The following is a 19,737-nucleotide window of genomic DNA, read 5'->3' as shown; positions in this document are numbered from 1 at the left end:
GTTATCCCTCCATTTGCACTAAATGCCTGCGGTATTCCGCTTCGGCCATGCGAATCATTGAACGGTAAAATTGTTTTTGATTAACACCCGTTTTATCTCCAGCACACAACACTATGGCGCGACGAACGGGATCAAAGGCGAAAAACGCCCTAACAGGATTTCCATGGTGCTGGATACGTAATTCTTTTAGATGAGTAAGCTTGCACCCTTTCAGCGTATCGACATAGGGGCGACCAAGTTGAGGTCCCATTTCTGCCAAAATACCCATCATGGCTAACACATCTTCACGCATATCTTCACTTTGTGCGAAAAACCACTCATCAAAAACTTCCGTTGTTAATATTTCCCACATATTGCCATCCTATAGCTTATTTGCTATGATTTAATTTATAGCCTTTAGGCTATGATTGCAATGGAGTATGCGATAATCCTGCGTAACTTTCACTCATATTAACCATTACCCTTTGATATTTTTGAATATATTTGAAGGTGACGCGCAAATCTCTTCACTATTCGTCAGCCGGGTTATCCGCGACACTCAATAGATTATCCCGATCTAAAAGGAACCTTGAGTGAAAAACGTTACCCGTGTTGTGCTGCCATTGCTGGCGGCGGCTGCGCTTTATGTGCCTGTTTCGCAGGCTGCTGCGATGCATTACGACCTCGACCCAGCCCATACCTCGGTGATTGTCACCTGGACGCACTTTGGCTTCTCGCACCCCACTGCAGATATCCCCAACAGCAAAGGTTCGCTGGTGTTTGATAAGGAACATCCCGAGCAAGCACGTGTTGATGTGACCCTGCCAATTACCCAGATTGATAGCCACGTTCCGGCGTTGACCAAAGAGTTTCTCGGTGCTGAGTATTTTGATACTGCTAAATATCCTTCAGCGGTATTCCACAGCACCAAAGTGGTGGCAAAAGGGGATAACAAGTTTGATGTAGAAGGGAATCTGACCCTGAAAGGCATTACTAAGCCGATCACACTGCACGCCACGCTGAACCAGCAAGGGATGCATCCGATGGTCAAGAAACAGGCGATTGGTTTTGATGCCACTGGCGTGATTAAACGTTCGGATTTCAAGCTGGATAAGTATGTGCCAGCAGTCAGTGATGATGTGACGCTGACGATCTCTACCGAGGCGTATGCGAAATAAACAAGTGAGTTAGATAGCTGACGCAGGCTGGTGCCGCCCTGGGGCTGGCGGTCCTCACGCCGCTGAAGCGGTGCCTTCACTTCATTCGTCTGCCTTACGGACCGGTGTCGATGAAACATCCATGTTCCAGCGCCACCTTTCGCCCGCGTCCTGCGGGCTCTCCTGGCATACTCATTCTGTTCAGCGCTGCGGAATGCCAGCCCCAGGGCGGCACCAGCCTGCTCCTGAGCTTCAGTGCGTGTTGTTCATTTGGTTCCAGCACACACTTGCAATAGGGCAGGATTATGCCCAATTCTTCTTCTTACTGGTCTTACCCACGCCGGGATTACAACTGTTGGTGGGATCCAACTGCTTCCAGTGCGCGACATGTTCGCAGGAAGCTTGATACAGATGCCCCACGTTATGCTCGGCAGGGTACTTAGCACCGCGCTGCGCCAGATAGACTTTCACCGCTTCCTTGAATGCCTTCGCATCAACGCCTTCCTTCAACACGTAATCCTGATGGTTCACATAACAGAAGAAATGACCGCAGCAGGAGTCCACTTGTACCTGCGCCGCAAGATTCGCGGGCAGCGTTAAGCGCCATGCGTCATCATTGCGGCGGAGCGCTACATCAAAGGCCACCAGACGCTCATTCGGTTTATAACCCAGCGCATCACAGTACGAAATGGTGCAACCGCCCACGCCAAAACGCACTAAGAAGGCATCGGCCGCTTCGCGTGCATCGCAGTGGAAAAAGTCGCCCTTTTGCTCGGCAAAAAATTGCTGCAATAACCCCTGTAGCTCCGTGGTTTGCTGTGCATCCACTTTGATCATCAAATGGTGCTCATATTCATCGCGGTACTTCATGATTCGGGGGGCAACAAAACTGGGTGTCAGTTGGTTAAAACATTGCAATGCTCGATCAACAAAATTGCGCGGTAAAAACGGCACATGACCAACGCGTACATCCCATTTCGCTTTGTTGGCCATCATCTTGGGGATCGCCTGCGGGCCGAGCTTACGAATTGCCAGATACATATGTTTTGCGTAACGCACGGTTAAATCGAAGGCGTTGCGATGAATGTATTCAGCCTGCAGCGGTAATTCGCTCATCTCGGTAAGCAGGAAACGGCGCAGTGCGACCAGTTCACGCTCATCATTGGTGCCAATGTAAAAGGTGTCACTGCCGGTACTGGCTTCAAACGTGGGTAAGCGCACGGCAAACACCACCACTTTTCCCGCGCTGCCTGAACTCTCATGCAGATAGCGCAGGTCGCCATTAAAGCGCGCAGGGGAGTCAGCGCTGAGGTCACGCAAACGATCGGCATAGTCATCGGCCCAGATTTTGCCCTGCCAGTCTGGCTGTTCGCCTGTTTGATACTGCTGCTCGGTCAAATTTTTCAGCATCGCTTCCGGTGTGGCACCCAGATCGATTCCCAGATGATTGACCATCTCCAGGCGGCCATCGTCATGGATACGCGCAAACAGCGACTTTTCGGTAAACGCCGGGCCGCGCCGAATCAAGGAGCCGCCGGAGTTATTACAAATGCCGCCGACCACAGAAGCACCAATGCAACTCGAACCGATCACCGAGTGCGGTTCACGTCCCAGCGGTTGCAGCGTTTGTTCCAGTTCGGTCAGGCTGGTACCAGGGAAGGCGATCACCTGGCGTGCCTGATCGATCACCTGCACACCTTTGAGCTGGCGCGTACTTACAATCACCACATCGCGGTCGTAATCGTTGCCATCTGGGGTTGAACCCCCGGTGACGCCGGTATTGGAGGCCTGCATCAAAATAATGGCGTTCTGAGCCACACAAATCTGCAGTGTTTGCCACAACTGCTGCAAGGTTTGCGGTAGCACTACGGCCAAGGCATCACCGCGACCAACACGAAATCCTTTGGTGTACCAGGCTTTATCATCGGCGTGGGTCAATACCTGCTTGTCGCCCACTGCGTCAGCCAACTGACGCAACATCTCCTGCGGGGTGGTCATGTTTTCTCTTCTTCGTCATTTATCTGCCGCGTTATTGGACAACCTGATCAGCATGGCGTCAATCATTCAGCGGCACTATTAAGGAAATAACGCACGGAATCATTATCCCTTTATCCTCCGCGGGAAAAAGCCTGCGTACCGATAAAAATGCGCGGGCAATCACAATTTAGATCGAAAGAAATTAAGGCTGCACCCCGATTATTAACGCTTACTGTTTTACTGCGTGAAATTAATATAACTTGCTGATTATAAAGTTAATTTCACTCCTGTGGTAAAAATAGCCATGTGATTTAAATCACAAAAAAAGAGTGTTTAACCATGCTGTCAATCATGATGGGGATTAAATTCATGGTGAAAGTGTGATCCTCGTTGCAAATAGAAAAGTCGTTCACCGGAAGAATGAATGTCAGACGCGCAGCTTAGGGAGTGATGACAATGAGAATTGGCATGGTGATCAGCGGTGGCGATGTAACCGGGATAAATAACTTTGTATTTCAAATATCACGCATGACACAAGCAGACATGGTGTTATTTAATGGTGGTATTCCCGGCTTGCTGGAAAATCGGCATCAGGAAATATCTCAGCGCGATCTGGTGGATTATGCCATCACATCTATTCCCGTGATGCAATCAGGAAGAACCACGCGAAAATTAATCAGGCCAGAATACGAATTGATTGCCAAACATCTTAAATCGCTGCGCATTGATGTATTAATTATGGCCGGTGGTGATGGGTCATTACAATTTTTGCACACGTTAAGCGAATTCGGCGTGAATTGTTTCGGCGTGGGCATGACGATTGATAACGACGTGTTCGGCAGTGATTACACCATCGGTTTTTCTACGGCCTGTGAGCAAGTCCTAAAAGAAGTGTCAAAGCTGAGAAATACCGGACGTGCCTTAACAGGGCGTGTATTTATGGTTGAATTATTGGGCGGCTACTGCGGAGAGTTAACATTGCAATCAGCGATTAAGTCTAACGCTGATTTTGCGCTAATCCCGGAATGCCAGATTCCGCCGCAAGAGCTGGCAGAGCGTATCACTCAACGCCTGTCGACGCAGAATAGCGTGGTGATCCTCTGCTCTGAAGGTTACACCCGTGAATATTCACCCGGTTTTCAGGGGGCAATCGATACACTGATTAAACAAATTGAACCGTTAATAGGGGTGCGAATTCGTAAAACTATTATCGGTTATGGCTTACGTAGTGGTGATCCCACCTGTGAAGAAATTTATCAGGGCACCATTATGGCCAGTGAAGTCGCGCGTTGTATTCAATCGGGGATGCGCAATAAGGCGGTCATTATTAATGGCAGTAATAGACCGATACCGATAGATCTCATAAGCATGAAAAAACGCCTGGTGGATACCGAAGGGCACCATTATAAACTTGCTAAACAACTGCATATTCTGTGAGGAAATAAGCCATGCTGAAAATACTATGTGTGTGTGGATGTGGTCTGGGTTCAAGTTTCGCAATTGAAATGAGCGCCAAATCCGTATTAAAGAAACTCGAAATTGAAGCTGATATCGATCACACCACGATTTCGGAAGCCAATGCTTTCAAGTCCGACATGATTTTAACGCAGAAAGCCTTTGCGGATGTCCTGAACGCGGATGCCACCCCAGAACAAATTAAGCGGGTGATTATCCTGAACAGGCTGACCGACAAAGCGGAAATTGAAGAGAAAATCGTGGCATTTATGAAAGAACGTAACTTAAAGGTTGCTAACCATGAATAGTGTGATCAACTTCCTGGTAAAAGACTTATTAGGGCAGGCGTCAATTCTGATCGCCTTTATTGCCCTGATTGGTCTGCTACTGCAGAAAAAATCCGCAGGAAAGGTGATGGAAGGCACCTTTAAAACCCTGCTGGGCTTCTTAATTATGATGGCGGGTATCAATATTATCGTCGGTACTCTGACCTTCCTGAATACCATATTTACCCATGGTTTTGGCATGAAGGGCTACATCACCGATGTGGCTGCCATTGCCGGGTTAGCGAGCCGCGAGCTGGGTTCAGAAGTGGCGCTGACGCTGTTGGTGATCTTTATCGTCAACATCATCATCGCGCGTCTGACACCGTTCAAATACATCTTCCTGACCGGACAGGCGCTGTTGTGGATGGCGACTATCGGTGCGGTGATTGGCTATAAAGCGGGGCTGACAGGTTTACCTCTGATCCTTACCGGCGGCATCTTTGGTGGCGTCATGGCGGTGGTCATGCCGGCTCTGGCACAACCCGTGGTGCGTCGCATTACGGATTCGGATGACGTTGCGCTCGGCCACTTCTGCACCATTGGTTATTTGCTGACGGCGGCTGTCGCCAAAGTCGTGGGTAAGGGGTCACGCTCGACCGAAGATCTCAAGCTGCCAGACAACTTCAAATTCCTGCAGGACACCTATCTGTCGATGGCGGTGGTGATGGTGCCGATGTACCTGATCCCTGCGCTCGCGGCGGGCCCGGAATTTATCGGTCAGTACAGCAACGGCATGAACTATCTGATGTATGCCTTTATGCAATCGATTCAGTTTGTCGCTGGTGTGTTCGTGCTGTATAGCGGCGTGCGCTTGCTGCTGAATGAGTTGGTACCTGCATTCCGTGGTATCGCGATGCGACTGGTGCCAGACGCAAAACCCGCACTCGACTGCCCAGTGATGTTCCCTTATGCCCCTAATGCGGTGATCGTCGGCTTCCTGGCCACGACGCTGGGTTCGGTAGTCGGCATGCTGGTGTTTCCGATGTTTGGCCTGGCGATGATCCTGCCAGGACTGCTGACCAACTTCTTTGGGACAGCAGGTGTGTTTGGTAATGCGCTGGGCGGACGCCGCGGTGCGATGATCGGGGGCTTTGTCCATGGCCTGTTCATCACCTTCTTGCCTGCCATTCTGGTGCCGATGCTCGAAAGCTACGGATTTACCGGCGTGACCTTCAGTGATTCCGACGTCATCAGTACTGGCTTGGTCTTGGGCCACGCGTTCCAGGGCAATTGGATATTCGTCGCCCTGTTTATTCTCTTTATTACGCTTATCGCCTGGTTTGTTAACGGAAAATCCACTAAATCCCATGAGGAAAAACTCCATGAAACTTTATAACTTTACCGATCTGTTACAGGTGGCTAAACAACGTGAATTTAAAGCGCTCGGCTCCTTTAATTTACACTGTCTGGAAATGTTACCGGCTTTCTTTACTGCGGCAGAAAAAACCAATAGTCCATTGATGATTCAGATTTCCACCGGTACGGCGAAATATTTAGGACATAAATTAATTGTCGATGCGATTCGATCATTATCAGAAAGTCGTAATGTACCGGCCTGTTTGCATCTTGATCACTGTTCAGATTTAAATGCGATCCAAACGGCGATTGATGCCGGTTTCAGCTCAGTTATGTATGACGGCTCGCATTTACCGATTGAAGAAAATATTGCCAACACACGTCGCGTTATTGATATGGCGCGCCCCGTTCATGTCTCGGTTGAAGCGGAACTGGGGGCGATTGGCGGATCTGAAGACGGAAAAGAAGTGGAGATGAATGCGGCGTCATTTACCACCGTGGATGATGCCAAACGCTTTGTTGATGAAACCGGCGTGGATATGCTGGCCATCTCAATCGGGACCGTACACGGTTTGTATACCGGCAAAGCGCACATCCAGCATCAACGTCTGGCTGACATTACCGATGCCACCAAAACCCCTCTGGTGCTGCATGGCGGTACCGGTGTCAGTGATGAAGACATGCGTCTGGCCGTACGCAGTGGGATCGAGAAAGTGAACGTGGGCACAGAAATGAATGTGCAATGGGTGGCAAACTGCAAGCAGACGTTTGAAAAAGGCAAAGTGAATGACAGCGTGCGTAATTTCCTTGTGCCCGCTAACGATGCCGTCACCAATGTGCTGGTAGAGAAAATTTCACTGTTCCGCTAATCACGACTCTCTCATGACGTAATAACCTGAGGTGCCCTGGCGCCATTCGGGGCAGGAGACGCTATGTTTGGATTCTTGAAAAAAGGTTCTGATAATAAGAACCAGGATTCACAAGAAATAGATCTTCAGGCAGAAACAATTAGCGGTAAAATAAGCGAGCTGGAACAACAGCTCGCTATTAATCCGCAGGCGGTCGACACGCAAAAACAATTAATGCTGGAATACAATCGCGCATTAAGCATTTTTGCCAAAAGTCGCCGCTTTCGTCAGGAAATTGATCCGCTGTTCATCAAAATTGATGAGCTGCGCAATACCATCCGCAAATCGATTTAAGGAGGCAGTATGAGTATTAAGCGACTGCTGCAAGAAGCGAATGCGATTCAGGTAGGGATCACCGCCACGGACTGGCGCGAGGTTATCGCCCTGGCGGCACAACCGCTGGTCAACGGTGGTTACGTGAAGGATTCTTACCCAGAGGCGGTGATCGCCAATACCTTGACTCACGGGGCGTATTACGTGTTTGAGGAGGGGATTGCCATTCCGCATGCGCGCCCGGAAACCGGGGTGCTGAAAGATTGTTTCAGCATGATCGTGCTGGATGAACCGATTTCCTTTGAGGGCAGTGACAAAGCCGACATCGTGATCATGTTTGGTGCGCGCGACAGCAACGCTCACATTGAAGAGGGTATTCGCGCCATTGTGTCACTGTTAGAGGATGAAGAAACGCTGGTGCGTCTGCGCAAGGCCAGCAGCGTCGCGGAGGTGATAGAAATCCTATGACTTCCCCCACTGAAGAGAAATGCGTGGTGCTGGTCAACGGTATTCCGGCATCGGGCAAAAGCACCCTGACACGTGCGCTGGCAGAGCAGTTTGGCTTCCCGGTGCTGACGCTGGATAGCCTGAAAGAACCGTTTATGGCCAGTTTTGCGCCGGTTGATCGTTTGCGTAATCGCCAGTTGGGCTGTGCGGCCTATCAGGCGATATGGAAAGTGGTTGGGCAGGCACCGACGCGTTGTGTCTACCTGATCGATGCCTGGTTTGGCTTCCAGCCGAAAGAGGTGTTGCAGCAGGGATTGCAGCAGGCCGGCGTCACGCGCGTGCTGGAAATGTGGCTGGCCATCACGCCGGATGAAGCGGTGGCGCGCTACCAGTCAAGACTGGCGCAGCGCATGCTGGGCCATCCGGGTGCGGAATACCTTCCCGAATTGCGGAAGCTGGCGGAAACCGCACAGCCGATGGCGCTCGGGCCAGTACTGCAGCTTGATGCCAGCGATCCGGATATCGCTGCCGCGTGTGCCTGGCTGCAACGACAGTTGCGTTTACCGGTCAGTGCTCAGCCCGCGCTGTCGGCGTCAGGGTGAAAGAACGCCGCCAGCAGCGCGCTGAACTGTTGATCGTGCTGACGATCTTCAGCCAGCTGGCGGCAAATGTCCCCAAGAGCCTGATACAAGCGATCGGTGGCGAGTTCGCCCTGATTGAGCGTCGCAATCTCATCCATCTCCGCCGCCCAACGCCAGGCTTTTGGCAACATATCTGGGGTAGCTTTGGCCATCCTCTGCAACAACGCCTGTTGGCTATCCTGCATCTCTTCGCGCAGCGCATCGGCAGCGCCCACTCTGCTGGCATTAATCAGCATCGCCGAGGTAAGTAACGTGATGCCTTTATTGATCCCGGCGTAGGCCATTTTTAGCGCTGATGCCGCGCCGTTTTCGGCACTCATCACCCGAACACGCAATCCGACTTCGCTTAAAAGCGCCAGTTTTGCCGCATGGGGGCCAGCAAACCAGAAACGCGGTCCCTGTGGATTTTGTGCGCCCGGCGGTAAACCTATGATGGCGGCATCGGCAAAGGGGGTGCCGGTGCTCTCGATGATGTGCGCAACCTGCTTAAGCGTTTCCGGGCTGATGGCGTTGCAATCCACATACAGCGGTTTGCGCACGGCGGATTGCAGTAACGGCGCCATCTGCTGCGCCCAACTCAGCGCGGATTCAGGGGGCAGAATCGACAGGATGATATCGGCTTCACATAATGTTTCGATACTGGCGTCAACGATGTGCGCATCATGCGCGCGCTGCTGTGAAATGGCAGAGCGTTGGCTCAGTGGGGTAATCACGCGCGCACCGTGCTGCGCCAACACGCCGCCCACGGCGGCTCCCATGGCACCCGGTGCGGCAATCGCGATGGTTATCATAACGGCATCTCCTCAAGCGGTAAGATGTCAGTATGGAACGTCCGGCAGAGAGTGCGTTGAGGAAAGTGCAAGCAAATACAACCGTTTTACGCCTGCGAGAACACGCGCGTGCTGAGGAAATCAATCAACGCGCGCACTTTGGGGGAAGGGTGTTTACTGGCGGGCCACAACAAATGGAACACATTACGGTGGCAGGCGTAGTCACTGAGCACTTCACAGAGTGTGCCTTGCGCCAGAGCATCACGCACCGAGAAATCGGGGAGCATGGCAATGCCTAATCCGCGCATCGCAAAGCAGACGCGCGTCTCAATGTTGTTACACACCATGGTGGTGGGCAATACCAATTCATGTTCGTCTTCGTAACCGCGCAGCACCCAGCGTTCAAGTTTGCCTGTGGTGTTAAAACGGTAATGCAGACAGGCATGCTGTTGGAGCGCTTCTGGCGTCTGAGGTGTACCGTGGCGCGCCAGATAGTCGGGAGAGGCAACGGCAATCGAGTAGGCGTATCCGAGTTTACGTGCGGTAAGGCGAGAATCACTCGGTGGCCCGCCGCGCATCACGGCGTCATAGCCTTCAGCAATCACATCGACCACGCGGTCGCTAAAATCGAGATCAAGCTGGATATCAGGATAGGCTGCCATAAAGTCACCCAGTGCGGGCAGAATCAGCGAGCTGACAATCGGCAGGCTCAGTTTCAACCGCCCGGTAGGACGCTGTGCCGCCTGCGACAGTTCGCTTTCGGCAGCTTCAATCTCTGCCAAAATGCGCCGACTGCGCTCCAGAAACAGCTCACCTTCTGCGGTCAATGTGATACTGCGCGTGCTGCGATGAAATAAGCGCACACCCAGTTTATCTTCCATTCGTGCAATGCTTTTGCCCACCGCTGATGCGGAGATGCCGAGTTGACGCCCAGCGGCAACAAAACTCCGGGTTTCGGCGACCTGCACAAACACCATAAAGCCATTAAGACTGTCCATAACGCCTCATTATTGCGGACATAAATGTCCTGTTAGTCCTGAAATGTACCCTGGTTTTTCCGCAATCGTGAAATGACTAATTTAGGAGGTCATTATTCAGGAGCGATAAAAATGCAGAAATTGATTGAGCAGGTGATGAAACAGGCGCTGAGTGTGGTGGCGTTTACCAACACGCTCTACGAAGGGATGTCTGGACAGTTTGTCAGTGACCTGCGTGATGCGGTTTATCAGGGTTTACGGGGGGCACGATGAGCGCGCGTTTACCCTTCATCCCTTTATTTACGCTGAGCCTGGCGGCATTCGTGACTATCGTCACCGAAGCGATGCCTGCTGGTCTGCTCGCGCCGATGGCACAGGGTTTACAGGTTTCGGTGGCGGCGGCCGGGCAAAGCGTATCGGTGTATGCGGTGGGCTCTTTCGTGGCGGCTATTCCGCTTATGTCCCTGTTACAGGGTATGCCGCGACGGCGCTTGCTGCTGTGTGCGCTGGCAGGATTTACCCTGGCGAACGGGGCCACTGCGCTGATCGGCAGTTATCCGCTGATGCTGGTGGCACGTGCCATCGCCGGTATCGCTGCGGGCTTGCTGTGGGCGCTACTGGCAGGTTATGCCGCTGCCATGGCACCCGTGCAGCACAAGGGCAAAGCGATCGCTATCGCTATGGCGGGTACGCCATTGGCACTGGCGATCGGCGTACCTTTGGGAACGTTCATTGGCAACCTGATCGGCTGGCGTTTGTGCTTTGCCGCACTGAGTGGCTTATCGCTGTTATTGATGCTGATATTGCGACTGACGGCCCCCGAGCTGCCGGGACAATCAGCCCGGCAGCGGTTGCCATTGCGTGATGTACTGAAATTGCCTGGCGTAGGCAGCGTCTTAGTCTTGGTGCTCTGCTTCGTGCTGGCGCACAACGTCCTCTACACCTATATCGTGCCACTGTTACAGCCTGCCGGGCTGGCTGAGCGAGCCGATGCGGTACTGCTGCTGTTTGGCATCAGCGCTTTGGTCAGCATTTTCATCACCGGATTGTGGGTGGACCGCTATTTACAGCAAATGCTGTGCATCTGCGTTGCCATGTTTATCGCCGCCGCGACGCTGCTACAGCTTTTACCCACCTATGGATGGGCAGTCTGGCTGGCGGTGATTATCTGGGGGCTGGCGTTTGGTGGGGCTGCCACTCTGTTTCAAACGGCGATGGTGGTGCGCGCCGGGCAGGCCGTCGATGTCGCGCAATCAATGCTGGTCACCGTTTGGAATCTGGCGATTGCCGCAGGTGGCATGCTGGGCGGCGTATTGTTGAATGGGCCAGGGGTGCCAAGCTTTGCCCCGGTCTGTTTAGGGCTGTTAGCGGTGGCGCTGTGGATTGTCTGGCGTGCGAGACAGCACCCTGTAAGGAAGGGTCTTACTTCCCAGCCGTGATAATAACCGCATGATTCGACAAGGCATCTTGCGCAGCGTAAGCCAGGCTTGAGCCTGTTCAACAGGTTAATCGGCACCCATCCAGGAGAGCATTATGAAAATCGATTTGCACGGTAAAACGGCCTTGGTTACCGCATCCACCGGCGGCATTGGTTTTGCGATTGCGCAAGGGCTGGCAGAGAGTGGCGCAGAGGTGGTGCTAAATGGTCGCAGCGAAGCGTCGGTGAGTCGCGCGCGTGAGAAGCTAAATGGATCAGTGGTGGGCGCCAAAATCCATACGTTTATTGCCGATCTCGGCAGTGCGCAGGGTGTGAAACAGTTACTTCATGGCTTGCCGCCGATCGATATTCTGGTCAATAACGCGGGCATCTACGGTCCGCAAGATTTCTACGCCACTGATGATGAAACCTGGGAAGCCTACTGGCAAACCAACGTGATGTCGGGTGTGCGTTTGTCACGTGCACTGTTGCCCGACATGGTGAAGCGCGGCTGGGGTCGCGTGGTGTTTATCTCTTCGGAATCGGCGCGCAACATTCCTGCCGATATGGTGCACTACGGTGTGACTAAAACGGCGCAGTTATCGCTGGCACGTGGCTTAGCGAAAGTTGCGGCGGGTAGCGGTGTGACGGTGAACAGTGTGTTGCCGGGACCGACCCTTTCCGATGGCTTTGCCGCGATGATGGAAGAGGAGGTTAAGCGCACCGGTAAGTCCTTAGAGGTGCTGGCAAAAGAGTTTGTGATGGCGCAGAGACCGAGTTCGGTGATCCAACGTGCCGCCACGGTGGAGGAGGTGGCGAATATGGTGGTTTATATCTGTTCTAATCAAGCCTCTGCCACCTCTGGCGCCGCACTGCGCGTCGATGGCGGTGTTGTAGATGACATTGTTTAAACACCAATAAGGTGGAGATTATCGTCGCGGCGCGATTTATCGCAAATCCTGGAAGCATGACTTTTGCTAACAGATGCGCATTCAATTGTGCCGCGACAACCAGCACCCGCATGGAAATTAAGACAAAAGTTTACACAGCAACGCTTGGTGTTTCTGCTCCCTATGCATAAAATGCCCGCACTTTTCTCTGGGGCGATGGCATGACCAAATCGGTACAACGCGCAAAATGGATTCTGGCACTGCTTTGTCTGGTGCTGGCGTTTTGTCTCGCCCAGCGAAGCTTCAATTTGCCCTCCGCCCCTCAGACCGCGATCAGTGCCTCATCCATCAATCATGTTGAGGATGTGGGTGGCGACAAACTCTGTTCGATCAGTGCTAAATCACTCCACGCCGCGGCACCCATGCTGGACAGCACCATGCCGTTCCTGCTGATGGTGATGGCCTTACTCGTCACGCTGTTCCCGTCCCAAACGGCGACAGGCTATCAGCGTGAAACCCACTTCCCCCCCATTCAACGACGGCATCTCACCTTCTGCGTCTTCCGGGAATAACGCTACGCGTTCGATCGCGTAACCCTGTTATTGACTGGAGAAACATTGATGAAGATTTTTATCAGGAGTTTGATACTCCTGCTGATGTGCTGCGCAAGCCTGGTGCAAGCCGCCGATACGGGTTGGCTGCGTAATGCGCAAAATAGCCACGCTGAAGTGCGACTGCGCAGCGCCGATTTGGGCGACAAACAACAAATATTACTGGATATTCGCCTGCAACCGGGTTGGAAAACCTATTGGCGCACGCCTGGCGAAGGCGGCGTAGCCCCGGAGATTCGCTGGCAAATGCCCGACGTTAACGCGCAGTGGCACTGGCCAACGCCGTCACGTTTTGACGTCAGCGGTCTCACCACGCAAGGCTACAAGGGCGATATTACGCTCCCCATTGAGGTGAGCAATGTGTCAGGTGAGCAACTGGCAGGCACGCTCACGCTCTCCACCTGTAGCGATGTCTGTATTCTGACCGATTTCCCGTTCAGCCTTGATCTCACGCAACTGGCTGATGGCGATTTTGCGCGTGACTACGCCCAAGCGATGGGGCAGATCCCCGCGGAAAGCGGCCTGACCGATCAACTGGATGCCAGCTATATGAATGGCGAGTTGCAGATCCGTGCACAGCGTCACGAGGGCTGGACGCAACCGGCGCTGTTCTTCGACTACCCGCAAGGCAGCATGTTGGCTGCACCGAAAATCAGTGTTCAGGGCGACACGCTGATTGCACGTGTTGCGGTCACGGATGAGTGGGGTGAAACGGCCCCCGATCTGCGGGGTAAAACCCTTTCATTAGTGCTGGCGGATGGCGGGATTGCCCAGCAGAGTGCATTAACCATTGGATCACAACCGCTGGCGACGGAGACCGGATTGCAAACGCTGTTGTCAGTGCTGTTACTGGCGTTGCTAGGTGGTTTGATCCTCAATCTGATGCCCTGTGTACTGCCGGTACTGTCGATAAAACTCAGTAGCCTGGTCCAGCAGCAGGGGCAAACACGCCGTCAGACGCGACAGCAGTTTCTCGCCTCAAGCGCTGGCATCCTGTTTTCATTCCTGCTGTTAGCCGCATTAATGACCGGCTTGCGGTTGAGCGGCCAGGCGCTGGGTTGGGGCATCCAGTTCCAGAGCAGCGGTTTCCTGCTGGCGATGGTTTTGGTGATGTTCCTGTTCACTGCCAGCCTGTTTGATCTGCTGCATTTTCGCTTACCGTCAAACCTCAACACCCGGCTGGCCACGCAGGGCGGTGAGGGGCTGCTTGGACACTTTGGACAGGGTGCATTTGCCACTTTGCTGGCAACGCCTTGCAGTGCGCCTTTCCTCGGCACCGCCGTAGCCTATGCCTTGACCGCACCGCTGCCTCAACTGTGGCTGTTATTTGCCGCATTGGGTGTGGGTATGAGCCTGCCTTGGCTGCTGGTGGCGGCATTGCCGGGACTGGCGCGATGCCTGCCTCGCCCTGGGCGCTGGATGGTGCACCTGCGTACTCTTCTCGGTCTGTTTATGCTGCTCGCAACGTTCTGGCTGGTCACCCTATTGATCCCTCACTGGGGAGAGACGTTCGCGCTGGTGCTGGGCGGAGTGCTGCTGTTCGCACTTTGCGCTTGGTTGGTTCGGCGTCGCGCGCTGCAACAAGCGGGAGTGGTGTTTATCACACTGACGCTGGCAGGCGCGATCTTTCTGATGACGCGCATCGCACCTGAAGAGGAAACGCTCTACTGGCAGCCGCTCACCGAAGCCGCGATCAATCAGGCGCTGGAGCAGGATAAGCGGGTATTTGTGGATGTGACCGCCGACTGGTGTATCACCTGCAAAGTGAATAAATCCCGCGTCTTAAATCAACCTGACGTGCGCGCCGCGCTGAAGGCCGATGATGTGGTGCTGCTACGTGGAGACTGGACGCAGCCCGATCCGGCCATCGGCGAGTTCCTGCGCCGCCGCGATCGTGTCGCTATTCCCTTTAACCAAATTTATGGCCCGGCACTGCCGAATGGCCAAATTTTGTCACCGTTGCTGAGTCGTGAAGCGGTGATCTCAACACTCTCTGAGGCAAAAAAATGATCAACAAATCCCTGTTACTGTCACTGATGTTCCTTTCTCTTCCCGCGCTGGCGGCGGCTCCTTTTACCCCTGAGCAGGAGGCGCGCATCAAAGAACTGATCCGTGAAACCCTGGTGCAGAACCCGGCGATTCTGGCAGAGGCGGCCGATGCGTTCGATAAAGAGGCCTCACGCCAGCAGCAGAACGTTGTCGCGCAGATGGTGGTGAAGAACCACGATGCCTTATTTAATGATGCCGGTTCACCGCGTATTGGGGCGGAAAAACCGGCGCTGACGCTGGTGTATTTCACCGACTACAACTGTGTGTTCTGCAAAAAGTTCGATGCGGATATCGAGAAGCTGCTGAAAAGCTATCCACAAGTGGCGGTAGTATTGAAACCGCTCCCTTATCGCGCTGAGACATCATTGACCTCGGCCCGTCTGGCCCTGACCGTGTGGGAGCAGCAGCCGAAAAACTTTCTCAAACTGCACGAACGTTTGATGGCGAAAAAAGGCAACCATGACGAAGCGAGCATCGCAGCGGCGCTGGATAAAACCGGCATTAGGCTTAAGGAACCCAGCAAAGCCAGCCTGGACACCATCAACCGGAACCTGACATTGGCCCAGCAACTGGGTGTACAGGGCACGCCTGCCACGCTGGTGGGTAATGAGCTAATCAGCGGTGCGGTGCCTTACGCGCAGCTGGAAGCGGCAGTGAAGGGCGCATTGCAGGCGAAACCATGAAGCGACTCAAACGTTGGCTGAGGGAAGCGCTCTGGCTGATGTTGATTGCCGGTGCAGTGATTTGGGGCATGGATTGGTTGCGCGCTCCTCAACTGCCCGCCGATTTGGCCCACCAGCCACTGACTGCACTACAGGGTGAGGTCGATTTGGCCGCACTTAGTCAGGAGCGCCCGGTGCTGGTGTATGTCTGGGCGACCTGGTGTGGCGTGTGCAAACTCACTACGCCAACGGTGGCCGCGATGAGCCAGCAGGGCACGCAGGTCGTGAGTGTGGCGTTGCGTTCCGGGGATGACCAGCGCGTCGCCACCTGGCTGAATAAGAAGGGGGTTCAAGGCATTGCGGTAAACGATGAAAATGGCGCGATCAGCCAACGCTGGGATATCAATGTCACGCCAACCTTCATTGTGCTCCAGCAGGGGAAAGTGGTGAGTACCACCACCGGCTGGAGCAGCGGCTGGGGGCTGAAACTCCGTCTGTGGTGGGCGGGACAACTTAGCTAACTCTCTGATTTAAAAACCGGTCGCTATGAATGGCGACCCTACAAAATTTTTGGGTTCTGTAGGGTGCGCATGAATGCGCTCCGGGTTCCCTTACGCTTAGATAACATCATTAAAATGTGATACCTCTCACACCACAAACGGCATTTCAGGGCTGCATTTCTGCGCGCTTTAATTAAAATAAAACAGTGTTTCAATTTAATTTGAGGATGGATCATGAAAATCGCTTTGATGATGGAAAATAGCCAGGCCGCCAAGAACGCAACCGTATGGAATGAACTGCAAACTGTCGCGCAACCGCTCGGCCATCAGGTGTTTAACGTCGGCATGAGCGACGAGCAAGATCATCATCTGACATACATTCACCTCGGTATCATGGCTGGACTGTTGCTGAACAGCAAAGCCGTGGACTTTGTGGTGGCCGGTTGCGGCACGGGTCAGGGGGCTCTGGTGTCGCTCAACCTGCACCCTGGTGTGGTCTGTGGCTACTGTATCGATCCTGCTGATGCCTATTTGTTTGCCCAGATAAATAACGGCAATGCGCTTTCTCTGCCGTTCGCCAAAGGCTTTGGCTGGGGGGCGGAGTTGAATCTGCGCTTTATCTTTGAGAAAGCCTTCACCGGTGAAAAAGGTCTGGGTTATCCGCCGGAGCGCAAAGAGCCGCAGGTGCGCAATGCGGGTATCCTTAATCAAGTTAAAGCCACGCTGTTGAAAGAGGACTACCTGGATTCCCTGCGCGCGCTGGACCCTGAACTGGTGAAAGTGGCTGTAACCGGGTCACGTTTCCAGCAGTGCCTGTTCGAACACGGCCAGAATCAAGACATCGTGCGCTTCGTGCGGGAACTGTTGTAACCACATCATGTTAATCGCTGTCGCGGCGCGAATAATGGCACCGCGACAGCATTTCACTTCTATGCGCGACTGGATTCCACCAGCATCTGGGTGTATCCGACCTGAGCGCGATTTCCCACCAGCGCATCGACATCCAACGTTTCCAGTACCTTGCCATGCTGCATGACGGCAACGCGATGGCACAGATGTGCCACAACACCGAGATCGTGCGTGACCATCAAATAGGTGAGATTCTCCTCTTGTTGCAGATCACTCAACAAATTAAGAATTTCAGCCTGTACAGAGACGTCAAGTGCAGAGGTGGGTTCATCCAGCAACAGTACGCGCGGTTCGAGGATCAGTGCTCGGGCAATCGCCACACGTTGACGCTGCCCGCCAGAGAGTTGATGCGGGTAGCGGGTTTGCCACGCACGGTTGAGTCCCACCTTTTCCAGCATGGCAATTACTCGCTGTGAGCGTTGGCCGAGACCATGAATATGTAGCGGTTCTTCAAGAATATCGCCGATAGAGTGGCGTGGATGCAGTGATCCATAAGGGTCCTGAAACACCATCTGCACCTGGCGGCAGCGATCGCGTGCTATGCGATGCGCCAGAGGGTGTCCAGCAATAGCCAATTCGCCGTCCCAGTGAGTGAACAGCCCGGAGAGGCACTTTAATACGGTGGTTTTACCCGATCCCGATTCACCAACCAGACCAAAAACCTCCCCCTCGCGCACTGACAAGTTCACATCGAACAGCACTTGATTACGCTGCTCATCTTCGCCAAAGCTGAGGTTGAGTTGACGCACGCTAATCATCTCGTTCATGTACGCTCCTTAGGGTTGTAGCCAGCTGGTCTGACGTTGCAGCACCGGTAAACGCGAGCGGCGTGCATCCATATCTGGCAACGCTGCCAGCAATCCTTGGGTATAAGGATGTTGGGCGTGATCGAGTTGGTTGGCCGGCAAAGATTCAACGACGCGACCTGCATACATGACCAATACCCGATCGCAAAATCGCCTGACCAGATTCAGATCGTGGCTAATAAAAATCAGACCCAGCCCACGTTGTTGCACCAGCTCATCCAGCAGCGTTAACACCTGAAGGCGGACCGACACATCCAGGGCGGAGGTGGGTTCATCGGCGATCAATAGTTCAGGATCGGTAATTAACATCATGGCGATCATTACGCGCTGACCTTGCCCGCCTGAAATCTCGTGCGGGTAACATTGATAAACCCTTTCCGGTTCACGGATGCGCACCACTTCCAGCATCTCCATAGCTCGCTGACGTGCAATGTCGCGCTGGCCGGGATGATGGCTCCGCCAGGCTTCAGCGATTTGTTCTCCTACTCGCACTACCGGATTCAACGAATATTTCGGGTCCTGCATGATCATTGAAATACGCTTGCCGCGCACGGCACGCATCTGCGCAGGCGAAGCACGCAACAGATCAACATCGGCAAACTGCATGCGTTGTGCGGTAATGCGCGCACTCCGCGGATGCAGTTGCAGCAGTGCACGGCCCACCGTGGATTTCCCTGAGCCTGATTCACCAACAATCGCCAACTTCTCTTTGCCTAACTGAAAGGAGATACCGCGAACAGCCGGGGTAATTTGCCGCCCGTTGACGAAGCTCACCTGCAAGTCCTCTACATCAAGTAAAGGTGCAGCGTTATTCGCTGCGAGGATCGAGGATGTCACGTAAGCCATCTCCTAAAAAGTTGAACGCCAGACTGTTCACCAAAATTGCCAAACCGGGTACCGTGACGACCCACCAGCACTCCAGCATGTAAGTGCGACCGCTGGCGATCATCGCTCCCCATTCCGGATCGGGCGGTTGTGCCCCCAAACCCAGGAAACCCAATCCCGCTGCGGTCAGAATGATGCCCGCCATATTCATGGTGATACGGATAATCACTGAGGGCAGACATAGCGGTACAATGTGTTTCCATAAAATACGCAGTGAGGACGCGCCCTGTAGCCGCACGGCAGAAACAAAGTCGGCCTGGCGCAGTGATAGCGCTTCCGCGCGCGCAAGCCGTGCTATCGGCGGCCAGGCAGTGAGCGTAATGGCAATGACCACATGCTCAAGGCCAGGACCGAGTGCTGCAACAAACGCCAGCGCCAGCACCAGGCTCGGGAATGAGATAAAGATATCGGTGACGCGCATCAATACGCTGTCTACTTTGCCGCCGAAATACCCTGCGGTTACCCCCAGCAGCAGCCCCAGTGGACCTACGGTGATCGACACCAGTAGCACGATGTATAAGGTGATGCGTGCCCCCCACACCAGGCGGCTTAAGATATCGCGCCCGAATTCATCGGTGCCAAACCAGTGCTGCGCATTGGGCGGAGTGAGCGCATTATTCAGATCCTGGATCAGTGGATGATAAGGGGCTATCCAGGGGGCAAGTATGGCCACAATCAGCAGTAGTAAGATAATGCCGCCACCGATGGCAGTCAGCGGATTACAGGCCATTTGCCAGAGGAAATGGCCCATGCGCGAAAGGGTACGGCGACAACGTGCCAACTGTTCACGTGTCGCAGGGGT

23 protein-coding genes are annotated in these 19,737 nt (G+C 53.7%); 16 read left to right on the top strand and 7 right to left on the bottom strand.

Annotation, left to right across the window (positions count from 1 at the left end; translation table 11 throughout):
* Window position 1: 1 nt before the first annotated feature.
* Window positions 2-352 (bottom strand): type II toxin-antitoxin system RelE/ParE family toxin, encoded by a 351-nt coding sequence (locus ACPUC8_RS19540; protein ID WP_039335714.1) that lies wholly within the window; start codon window positions 350-352, stop codon window positions 2-4.
* Between the two features lie 220 nt (window positions 353-572).
* Here ACPUC8_RS19540 and ACPUC8_RS19535 point away from each other — a divergent pair, with 220 nt between their 5' ends.
* Window positions 573-1,157 (top strand): YceI family protein, encoded by a 585-nt coding sequence (locus ACPUC8_RS19535; RefSeq protein WP_494927104.1) that lies wholly within the window; start codon window positions 573-575, stop codon window positions 1,155-1,157.
* Window positions 1,158-1,439: 282 nt separating this feature from the next.
* Here ACPUC8_RS19535 and dld read toward each other — a convergent pair whose 3' ends face one another.
* Entirely contained in the window at window positions 1,440-3,134 is a 1,695-nt protein-coding gene (gene dld / locus ACPUC8_RS19530) for a D-lactate dehydrogenase (protein WP_494927103.1), read from the bottom strand.
* A gap of 435 nt (window positions 3,135-3,569) precedes the next feature.
* Between dld and ACPUC8_RS19525 the strand changes: the two genes are divergently transcribed.
* From ACPUC8_RS19525 to ACPUC8_RS19495, 7 genes are all read left to right on the top strand, one after another.
* A complete protein-coding gene (locus tag ACPUC8_RS19525) occupies window positions 3,570-4,550 on the top strand; it encodes a 6-phosphofructokinase (protein WP_039329131.1) in 981 nt (326 codons plus the stop codon).
* Between the two features lie 11 nt (window positions 4,551-4,561).
* Window positions 4,562-4,876, top strand: a complete 315-nt coding sequence (locus tag ACPUC8_RS19520) for a PTS sugar transporter subunit IIB (protein ID WP_039329129.1) — start codon at window positions 4,562-4,564, stop codon at window positions 4,874-4,876.
* A complete protein-coding gene (locus ACPUC8_RS19515) occupies window positions 4,869-6,230 on the top strand; it encodes a PTS sugar transporter subunit IIC (protein WP_494927102.1) in 1,362 nt (453 codons plus the stop codon). The genes ACPUC8_RS19520 and ACPUC8_RS19515 overlap by 8 nt, the downstream gene beginning before the upstream one ends.
* On the top strand, window positions 6,217-7,059 hold the full coding sequence (locus tag ACPUC8_RS19510; RefSeq protein WP_039329126.1) for a class II fructose-bisphosphate aldolase: 843 nt from the start codon (window positions 6,217-6,219) through the stop codon (window positions 7,057-7,059). The genes ACPUC8_RS19515 and ACPUC8_RS19510 overlap by 14 nt, the downstream gene beginning before the upstream one ends.
* 63 nt (window positions 7,060-7,122) lie before the next feature.
* Window positions 7,123-7,392, top strand: coding sequence for a hypothetical protein (locus tag ACPUC8_RS19505; protein ID WP_039329124.1), 270 nt, complete (start codon window positions 7,123-7,125; stop codon window positions 7,390-7,392).
* A gap of 9 nt (window positions 7,393-7,401) precedes the next feature.
* A complete protein-coding gene (locus ACPUC8_RS19500) occupies window positions 7,402-7,839 on the top strand; it encodes a PTS sugar transporter subunit IIA (RefSeq protein ID WP_058969958.1) in 438 nt (145 codons plus the stop codon).
* Entirely contained in the window at window positions 7,836-8,420 is a 585-nt protein-coding gene (locus ACPUC8_RS19495) for a P-loop nucleotide/nucleoside kinase family protein (protein WP_494927101.1), read from the top strand. Before ACPUC8_RS19500 ends, ACPUC8_RS19495 begins: the two co-directional genes overlap by 4 nt.
* On the opposite strand, the gene ACPUC8_RS19490 is transcribed toward ACPUC8_RS19495, so the two are convergent.
* Both ACPUC8_RS19490 and ACPUC8_RS19485 read right to left on the bottom strand, forming a co-directional pair.
* A complete protein-coding gene (locus ACPUC8_RS19490) occupies window positions 8,393-9,250 on the bottom strand; it encodes an NAD(P)-dependent oxidoreductase (RefSeq protein ID WP_494927100.1) in 858 nt (285 codons plus the stop codon). The two genes, ACPUC8_RS19495 and ACPUC8_RS19490, sit on opposite strands and share 28 nt — an antisense overlap.
* Before the next feature lie 86 nt (window positions 9,251-9,336).
* On the bottom strand, window positions 9,337-10,227 hold the full coding sequence (locus ACPUC8_RS19485) for a LysR family transcriptional regulator (protein WP_494927099.1): 891 nt from the start codon (window positions 10,225-10,227) through the stop codon (window positions 9,337-9,339).
* A gap of 111 nt (window positions 10,228-10,338) precedes the next feature.
* Here ACPUC8_RS19485 and ACPUC8_RS19480 point away from each other — a divergent pair, with 111 nt between their 5' ends.
* The 8 genes from ACPUC8_RS19480 (at window position 10,339) to ACPUC8_RS19445 (ending at window position 17,205) form a co-directional block, all read left to right on the top strand.
* Window positions 10,339-10,479 carry a hypothetical protein gene (locus ACPUC8_RS19480; protein WP_156138044.1) on the top strand — a complete coding sequence of 47 codons (141 nt, stop codon included), beginning with the start codon at window positions 10,339-10,341 and terminating at the stop codon, window positions 10,477-10,479.
* Window positions 10,476-11,645 (top strand): MFS transporter, encoded by a 1,170-nt coding sequence (locus ACPUC8_RS19475; protein ID WP_494927098.1) that lies wholly within the window; start codon window positions 10,476-10,478, stop codon window positions 11,643-11,645. Before ACPUC8_RS19480 ends, ACPUC8_RS19475 begins: the two co-directional genes overlap by 4 nt.
* Before the next feature lie 94 nt (window positions 11,646-11,739).
* Window positions 11,740-12,534 (top strand): SDR family NAD(P)-dependent oxidoreductase, encoded by a 795-nt coding sequence (locus ACPUC8_RS19470; protein WP_494927097.1) that lies wholly within the window; start codon window positions 11,740-11,742, stop codon window positions 12,532-12,534.
* Between the two features lie 200 nt (window positions 12,535-12,734).
* Window positions 12,735-13,085 (top strand): hypothetical protein, encoded by a 351-nt coding sequence (locus ACPUC8_RS19465; RefSeq protein ID WP_494927096.1) that lies wholly within the window; start codon window positions 12,735-12,737, stop codon window positions 13,083-13,085.
* Between the two features lie 48 nt (window positions 13,086-13,133).
* Window positions 13,134-15,134, top strand: coding sequence for a protein-disulfide reductase DsbD family protein (locus ACPUC8_RS19460; RefSeq protein ID WP_494927095.1), 2,001 nt, complete (start codon window positions 13,134-13,136; stop codon window positions 15,132-15,134).
* The gene (locus ACPUC8_RS19455) at window positions 15,131-15,856 is read left to right on the top strand and encodes a DsbA family protein (RefSeq protein ID WP_039329109.1); all 726 of its coding nucleotides are present in this window, start codon (window positions 15,131-15,133) and stop codon (window positions 15,854-15,856) included. The genes ACPUC8_RS19460 and ACPUC8_RS19455 overlap by 4 nt, the downstream gene beginning before the upstream one ends.
* Window positions 15,853-16,356, top strand: a complete 504-nt coding sequence (locus ACPUC8_RS19450; RefSeq protein WP_494927094.1) for a protein disulfide oxidoreductase — start codon at window positions 15,853-15,855, stop codon at window positions 16,354-16,356. Before ACPUC8_RS19455 ends, ACPUC8_RS19450 begins: the two co-directional genes overlap by 4 nt.
* A 213-nt stretch (window positions 16,357-16,569) precedes the next feature.
* Window positions 16,570-17,205, top strand: a complete 636-nt coding sequence (locus ACPUC8_RS19445) for an RpiB/LacA/LacB family sugar-phosphate isomerase (protein WP_039329105.1) — start codon at window positions 16,570-16,572, stop codon at window positions 17,203-17,205.
* Between the two features lie 59 nt (window positions 17,206-17,264).
* Here ACPUC8_RS19445 and ACPUC8_RS19440 read toward each other — a convergent pair whose 3' ends face one another.
* Genes ACPUC8_RS19440 through ACPUC8_RS19430 form a run of 3 tightly spaced genes read right to left on the bottom strand, consistent with a single transcriptional unit; the run spans window position 17,265 to window position 19,686 of the window.
* Window positions 17,265-18,002: an ABC transporter ATP-binding protein gene (locus ACPUC8_RS19440; RefSeq protein WP_039329138.1), complete on the bottom strand. Its 738-nt coding sequence runs from the start codon at window positions 18,000-18,002 to the stop codon at window positions 17,265-17,267.
* Between the two features lie 18 nt (window positions 18,003-18,020).
* Entirely contained in the window at window positions 18,021-18,887 is an 867-nt protein-coding gene (locus ACPUC8_RS19435) for an ABC transporter ATP-binding protein (protein WP_039329102.1), read from the bottom strand.
* Complete coding sequence (locus ACPUC8_RS19430) at window positions 18,859-19,686, bottom strand: ABC transporter permease (protein ID WP_418903649.1); 828 nt, start codon at window positions 19,684-19,686, stop codon at window positions 18,859-18,861. The genes ACPUC8_RS19435 and ACPUC8_RS19430 overlap by 29 nt, the downstream gene beginning before the upstream one ends.
* Between the last annotated feature and the right edge of the window lie 51 nt (window positions 19,687-19,737).

This window comes from Pantoea sp. CFCC18177 (assembly GCF_059412425.1).
The sequence above is the reverse complement of the archived record's forward strand: the minus strand, read 5'-3'. Positions and strand labels throughout refer to the sequence as shown.

Excerpts from the sequence above, each read along its gene's own strand:
- ACPUC8_RS19445 (WP_039329105.1), top strand. The coding sequence starts at position 16,570 with ATGAAAATCGCTTTGATGATGGAAAATAGCCAGGCCGCCAAGAACGCA.
- ACPUC8_RS19515 (WP_494927102.1), top strand. The coding sequence starts at position 4,869 with ATGAATAGTGTGATCAACTTCCTGGTAAAAGACTTATTAGGGCAGGCG.
- ACPUC8_RS19430 (WP_418903649.1), bottom strand. The coding sequence starts at position 19,686 with ATGGGCCATTTCCTCTGGCAAATGGCCTGTAATCCGCTGACTGCCATC.
- ACPUC8_RS19450 (WP_494927094.1), top strand. The coding sequence starts at position 15,853 with ATGAAGCGACTCAAACGTTGGCTGAGGGAAGCGCTCTGGCTGATGTTG.
- ACPUC8_RS19475 (WP_494927098.1), top strand. The coding sequence starts at position 10,476 with ATGAGCGCGCGTTTACCCTTCATCCCTTTATTTACGCTGAGCCTGGCG.
- ACPUC8_RS19455 (WP_039329109.1), top strand. The coding sequence starts at position 15,131 with ATGATCAACAAATCCCTGTTACTGTCACTGATGTTCCTTTCTCTTCCC.
- ACPUC8_RS19540 (WP_039335714.1), bottom strand. The coding sequence starts at position 352 with ATGTGGGAAATATTAACAACGGAAGTTTTTGATGAGTGGTTTTTCGCA.
- ACPUC8_RS19465 (WP_494927096.1), top strand. The coding sequence starts at position 12,735 with ATGACCAAATCGGTACAACGCGCAAAATGGATTCTGGCACTGCTTTGT.
- ACPUC8_RS19510 (WP_039329126.1), top strand. The coding sequence starts at position 6,217 with ATGAAACTTTATAACTTTACCGATCTGTTACAGGTGGCTAAACAACGT.
- ACPUC8_RS19485 (WP_494927099.1), bottom strand. The coding sequence starts at position 10,227 with ATGGACAGTCTTAATGGCTTTATGGTGTTTGTGCAGGTCGCCGAAACC.
- ACPUC8_RS19500 (WP_058969958.1), top strand. The coding sequence starts at position 7,402 with ATGAGTATTAAGCGACTGCTGCAAGAAGCGAATGCGATTCAGGTAGGG.
- ACPUC8_RS19470 (WP_494927097.1), top strand. The coding sequence starts at position 11,740 with ATGAAAATCGATTTGCACGGTAAAACGGCCTTGGTTACCGCATCCACC.
- dld (WP_494927103.1), bottom strand. The coding sequence starts at position 3,134 with ATGACCACCCCGCAGGAGATGTTGCGTCAGTTGGCTGACGCAGTGGGC.
- ACPUC8_RS19495 (WP_494927101.1), top strand. The coding sequence starts at position 7,836 with ATGACTTCCCCCACTGAAGAGAAATGCGTGGTGCTGGTCAACGGTATT.
- ACPUC8_RS19525 (WP_039329131.1), top strand. The coding sequence starts at position 3,570 with ATGAGAATTGGCATGGTGATCAGCGGTGGCGATGTAACCGGGATAAAT.
- ACPUC8_RS19460 (WP_494927095.1), top strand. The coding sequence starts at position 13,134 with ATGAAGATTTTTATCAGGAGTTTGATACTCCTGCTGATGTGCTGCGCA.
- ACPUC8_RS19490 (WP_494927100.1), bottom strand. The coding sequence starts at position 9,250 with ATGATAACCATCGCGATTGCCGCACCGGGTGCCATGGGAGCCGCCGTG.
- ACPUC8_RS19480 (WP_156138044.1), top strand. The coding sequence starts at position 10,339 with ATGCAGAAATTGATTGAGCAGGTGATGAAACAGGCGCTGAGTGTGGTG.
- ACPUC8_RS19520 (WP_039329129.1), top strand. The coding sequence starts at position 4,562 with ATGCTGAAAATACTATGTGTGTGTGGATGTGGTCTGGGTTCAAGTTTC.
- ACPUC8_RS19505 (WP_039329124.1), top strand. The coding sequence starts at position 7,123 with ATGTTTGGATTCTTGAAAAAAGGTTCTGATAATAAGAACCAGGATTCA.
- ACPUC8_RS19440 (WP_039329138.1), bottom strand. The coding sequence starts at position 18,002 with ATGATTAGCGTGCGTCAACTCAACCTCAGCTTTGGCGAAGATGAGCAG.